We start from the raw sequence: 5,226 nt of genomic DNA on the forward strand, positions 1-5,226 counted from the left end.
CCTCGCCAATTCTCGCCTTGAGCGAGGCAAGCTCCGCCTCCCACTCCAGCAACGCGCCCGACCACTCCGCGACCATTGTCGTCCTCCCGCCAAAAGCGGCAGGAATCACAAATCTATCGCAGACGCAACTGTAGTACTAAATCGTCCATGAGCTCCTCCGAATCAGGAAAACCAACGGAATCACTCAGATCGCAATAAAGCTAGCGCGTTAACTTGAGTTCGGAGCCCTGTCCCCGCAAGGCGCCGGTTGCAGGCACGCGCGAAATACCCTATATCCCGCGGCGTCGGTCAGCCGCTTTAGCTCAGTTGGTAGAGCACATCATTCGTAATGATGGGGTCGCGTGTTCGAGTCACGCAAGCGGCACCAGTTGTTTTCTGATTATGGTTGACTGAGACGGGGCTGCCAGGGATCGTGCGCGCAGGGTCCCGCTGCGGTGCAGGCCATGCCTATACTGACCTGCGCCGCCTGCAATATCATCCGCCCGGCCGCGCCGACGCGCGCCCTGCCCGGCCAAAACCGGCTTTCAGGCCGCAAAACCGCATGCAAAGTCCAGACATCCGCAATGCAAGGTTTGTTCAGCGGCGTGCGCGGGGGTGTCCATAATACGGGGACCCTATTTCTCACAGCTTCGCATGGCGTCCGCAACACGCCGCCTGCCGGTCGACCGGAGGCGGCTCCATCCGCTGGCCGGAACCGCCCTCCTCGAAGGCCCGCACCCACATTGCGCAGAGACCGGATCGCACAATGTCATCGGCGGAGAACTCGATCACCGGCACGGGAAGCTGGCGCGCGCGAAGAAGTGCGATGGCCACCTGCAGACCGGACCCCTGCTGCAGGTCACACTGTGCAATGTCGCCGTTGATGACGGTGGTGCAGCCCTCGCCCACGCGGGTGAGGAACATCTTGATCTCGATTGCCGTGGTGTTCTGGGCCTCGTCGAGGAGGATGAAGGCGTCCTTCCAGGAGCGGCCGCGCATCACCTCGAAGGGAACGACCTCGATGTCGCCGTTCCTCACCGCAACATCGTAGACGGCGCCGCCGAGGCGGTCGCGGATGGCGCCGGTGACCGGCACGGTCCAGGGCGCGAATTTGCTTTCGAGCGTGCCGGGGAAGAAGCCCAGCGAGCGCCCGCAGGGCACATTGGGGCGGGTCAGAATAATCCTGGCGATCGACCCGGCGCGGTATAGGTCCGCGGCATGGGTGGCGGCGATCCAGGTCTTGCCCGTGCCCGCCGGGCCGAGCACGAAAACCTGCGGGCTGGTCCTGAGATGGGCGAGATATTCAGCCTGGCGCCGGTTCATCGCGATGATGGGCGGCGGCGCGCGTTCCGCCCCGAACTTCTTTTTCCTGAAAGGTATGACGGCGCCGATGTCGGCTTCCTCCGATGCCCGGTGGCGGCGCTTGTCCCGCGCCTTCACCTTCGTCCTGGTTTTGCCCATTCGCTTCTCCTTCGCGTGAAACCAAAGAAAACGCAGATGTGCGGCCGGCGGAGGAACAACCTCCCGGCCTGTGCCAAATCCAAAGCGCGGAGTCCCGGGAAGATCGCGGTGCTATCGCCGTGACCGGCAATGACAAAACCATGCATGGCGGCAGTCGTCATGATTCGCGTGACAGTTTGACGACCGCCCCGCCGCAGCCACGACCGCCGATGACCCTGCAATGCCAGACACCCGGTTGAGCGGCGGCACGCAGAGCTTCGGTTGATTGTGACAATGCCCCTGCCTATCAAGAGGCAGACACGCAAACAGGGAAACCATGAACGTCAGGATCGAGCGCAGGTTCCTGCTTTCGCCGGATGACTGGCGCATGCTTGTGGCGCGCGGCGGCAATATCCGGGACGGCCTCATTGGGTTGGGCGATGGGCGCAAGACGCGGGTCCGGACCATGGGTGGCCGCGCCAGCCTCACGGTCAGGACCACGCATATGGCAGGTCGGCGGCGGGCGGCGCGGCCCAGTCTGGCCTTACGTTCCGACCGCAAGCGGCTGTGCGTTCAGCTCCATGGCGTAGCGCTCGATCAGTTCGGCAAGCGGCCGCGAGGACACGATGGCCAGCGCCGTGCCGAGATCGAAGAGGCGCACGGTGCGTTCCCGCTTTTCCGGGAATCTCTTCAGCTGCCTCTCCACATGCATGGGATAGACGTCGATGAGGCAGGTCTTGCCGGCGACGCCCCGCGCGCGCTGGAAGTCGAAGCTTCCGAGCAGCCGCGGCAGCACCGGCCCGACAAGGCCCGCCTCCTCGCGCGCCTCGCGGGCCGCAACGTCATGCGGGGCAAGGCCGCGGATCGGGTTGCCTTTCGGAATGATCCAGCGTCCGCTGCCGCGGCTGGTGACCAGATACACCTCAATCGCGCCATCGGCGCTGATCCTGACGGGAAGGGCGGCGAACTGCTGGAGCATGGGAAACATACCGGCGGAAAACGTGATTCGGCCTCAAGTATGGCGGCCTTTGCCGTCACACACACGACATATATCGGGCGTTGAAAAATTGGCTGGGATGCGCATGCGAAAGAATCAGATATCATGAGCGGCGACAAGGCGGAGCAGGCTGCGCCCTCCCCGGCTTCCCCCTCCCCGGCTTCCCCCTCCGCGGCTTCTCCCGATGAGCCACCCAAGCCCGCCTTCACCGAAATCGAGGTCAAGTTCCAGGCAGACCGGCCGGCGCTGGAGCGCATTCTCGCCGCACAGCCGCTGCGGGGTGCTGCCCTCGCACCGGAGCGCGAGCTGCTGTCCATCTATTTCGATACGCCTGGCCGCGGCCTGCAGCAGGCCGGCCTCACCCTCCGCCTGCGCCGCAAGGGGCGGGCCATCCCGGTGCTTGGCGTCAAGTGGCCGCGCGGAACCGCCGAGGACCTGTTCGCGCGCGGCGAGGTGGAAACACGCTCACCGGGCGGCGATGCCAACATCGAGCTCTTCGAACCCGCCATCCGCGACCGGCTGAGGGACGTCCTTGGCGGGCAGCCGCTCAGCCCGGTGTTCAAGACCCAGGTGAAGCGCCGCACCGCCATGATCCGCCATGGCCGTTCCGACATCGAGCTTGCGCTTGACGACGGTGTTGTTCTGGCCAATGACCAGAGTCGGCCGCTGACCGAGGTGGAGCTGGAGCTGAAGCGCGGCAATGCGGCCGACCTGCTGGCCCTGGCGCGCCAGCTGGCGCAGGATTGCGGGTTGAGCCTCGCCTTCGAACCCAAGGCCGGCAGGGGCTACCGGCTGGCGGAGCGGGCGGCGGCGCGTCCGCAGAAGGCGCAGCCCAGCACGCTCGCGCCATCGGCCAGCTTCGATGATGCAGTCGCCGCGGTGATCGCGGGCTGCCTCGCGCATTTCACCGCCAACTGGGCCCCGCTGCGCGATTCGGATGCGCCGGAATCAATCCACCAGCTGCGGGTTGCCCTGCGCCGCCTGCGCAGCGCGCTGGGCATTTTCCGCAGGCGCATCGTCCTGCCGGAACTGAAGGACATCCGCGCGAGGGCGCGCGATATCGCCTCGGCACTGGGGCCCGCGCGCGAGTGTGACGCCTTCCGCCAGAATGCGCTGGCGGGGCCGCTGCACGGCCAGCCCGGGCGCCTTGCCGCCGCCGCGCCGCTGCTGGAGGCGGTGGAACGCCGCCGCGTCGAGAGCTATGCCGCGGCGCGCCGCACGATCGACGACGCCGCCACCTCGCTCTTCGTCATCGATGTTCAGACATTCCTGCTGAAGCGCAGCTGGCGCACGGCGCTCGGCCCGCAGGATCTGGGCCTTCTCACCTTGCCGGCGCGCGATTACGCGGGCGAGGTTCTGGACCGGCTCAGACGGCGGGTGCTGAAGCGCGGCAAGCGCCTGCCGGAAATGCCGGACGAGGAGCGGCACGAGCTGCGCATTGCGCTCAAGAACCTGCGCTATGCGGTCGAGTTTTTCGGCCCGCTCTTCGCGCAAGACAAGGAGCAGCGCAATTTCCTGAGCCTGGTCTCGGACCTGCAGGAAGACCTGGGCGCCCACAACGATGCCGCCACGACGGAAGCCTTCATCGGCACGCTGGAGCTTGCAGCCGATGCGCAGGCGCAGTTCGCGGCGGGTTACCTGCTCGGCTTCTACCGCCACGCCACGCTCGTTGCCGACACGCATCTGACAAGGAAGTGGAAGAATTTTCGCCGCTCCGGCGCCTTCTGGGCGTGAGCGGTCATCTGAAGGAGAGCGCACATGAACACGCAGCTTCTGGACGAGGAATATGTCAGGCAGGACTGGCTCGACAGCCTCGACGAGGAACTTGAGCAGGAACTTGATGACGGACGGCTGGATGCGCTGGCCGATATCGGGGAGGGCGCCAGCCCCGGCCTCAACCGTCGCTTCTATTACGAGGAACTGTTCCGCCTGCAGCGCGAACTCATCAAGCTGCAGGACTGGGTGGCCACCACCGGCCAGAAGGTGGTGGTCATCTTCGAGGGCCGCGATGCCGCGGGCAAGGGCGGCGTCATCAAGCGCATCACCCAGCGTCTGAACCCGCGCGTCTGCCGCGTCGTCGCCCTTCCAGCCCCCTCGGAGCGCGAGCGCGGCCAGTGGTATTTCCAGCGCTACGTGCCGCATCTGCCCGGCAAGGGCGAGATCGTGCTGTTCGACCGCTCATGGTACAACCGGGCCGGCGTCGAGCGGGTGATGGGCTTCTGCACCGAGGATGACGTCGTCGAGTTCTTCCGCAGCTGCCCCGAGTTCGAGCAGATGCTGGCGCGCTCCGGCATCAAGCTGGTGAAATACTGGTTCTCGATCACCGACGAGGAGCAGCACAGGCGCTTCCTGATGCGCATCCGCGATCCGCTCAAGCAGTGGAAGCTGAGCCCGATGGACCTGCAGTCGCGCGTGCGCTGGGAGGCCTATACCAAGGCCAAGGAGGCGATGCTGGAACACACCAACATCCCCGAAGCGCCGTGGTGGGTCGTCGAGGCGGTGGACAAGAAGCGGGCGCGGCTTAATTGCATCGCGCATCTCCTCAGCCAGTTTCCCTATGAGGAGATCGTGAGGCCAGACGTTGTCCTGCCGGCCCGCGTGCACAATCCCGACTACATACGCGGGCCCATCCCGGCGGAAATGTACGTTCCGGCAAAATACTAGAGCGCCGGGCGGTCAATTGACTCCATTAGGATTTCCCTCCCCCTCGTGGGGAGGGCTATCGCATATGGGTTCCCTTCTCCCGTCCGAAGGATGGGAGAAGGTGCCCGAAGGGCGGATGAGGGCCTTTGTCCACAGATTCCGATGCG

At 65.5% G+C, this 5,226-nt stretch carries 4 protein-coding genes and 1 tRNA gene; 3 read left to right on the plus strand and 2 right to left on the minus strand.

The genetic code is table 11. The features are described 5' to 3' along the window. Positions 1-291: 291 nt before the first annotated feature. Positions 292-367 (plus strand) — tRNA-Thr (locus tag IOC69_RS13160). A gap of 254 nt (positions 368-621) precedes the next feature. Here IOC69_RS13160 and IOC69_RS13165 read toward each other — a convergent pair. Beyond that, the gene (locus tag IOC69_RS13165; RefSeq protein ID WP_290544018.1) at positions 622-1,302 is read right to left on the minus strand and encodes a PhoH family protein; all 681 of its coding nucleotides are present in this window, start codon (positions 1,300-1,302) and stop codon (positions 622-624) included. Between the two features lie 661 nt (positions 1,303-1,963). Continuing rightward, positions 1,964-2,398: an NUDIX hydrolase gene (locus IOC69_RS13170; RefSeq protein WP_290544015.1), complete on the minus strand. Its 435-nt coding sequence runs from the start codon at positions 2,396-2,398 to the stop codon at positions 1,964-1,966. Positions 2,399-2,521: 123 nt separating this feature from the next. Between IOC69_RS13170 and IOC69_RS13175 the strand changes: the two genes are divergently transcribed. Both IOC69_RS13175 and ppk2 read left to right on the plus strand, forming a co-directional pair. Then, the gene (locus tag IOC69_RS13175; RefSeq protein ID WP_290544016.1) at positions 2,522-4,150 is read left to right on the plus strand and encodes a CYTH and CHAD domain-containing protein; all 1,629 of its coding nucleotides are present in this window, start codon (positions 2,522-2,524) and stop codon (positions 4,148-4,150) included. A 24-nt stretch (positions 4,151-4,174) separates the two neighbouring features. Continuing rightward, the gene (gene ppk2 / locus IOC69_RS13180; protein ID WP_290544017.1) at positions 4,175-5,080 is read left to right on the plus strand and encodes a polyphosphate kinase 2; all 906 of its coding nucleotides are present in this window, start codon (positions 4,175-4,177) and stop codon (positions 5,078-5,080) included. The last annotated feature ends 146 nt before the right edge of the window (positions 5,081-5,226 follow it).

The sequence above is a fragment of the Aestuariivirga sp. genome (assembly GCF_020252405.1).
Taxonomy (GTDB): domain Bacteria; phylum Pseudomonadota; class Alphaproteobacteria; order Rhizobiales; family Aestuariivirgaceae; genus Aestuariivirga.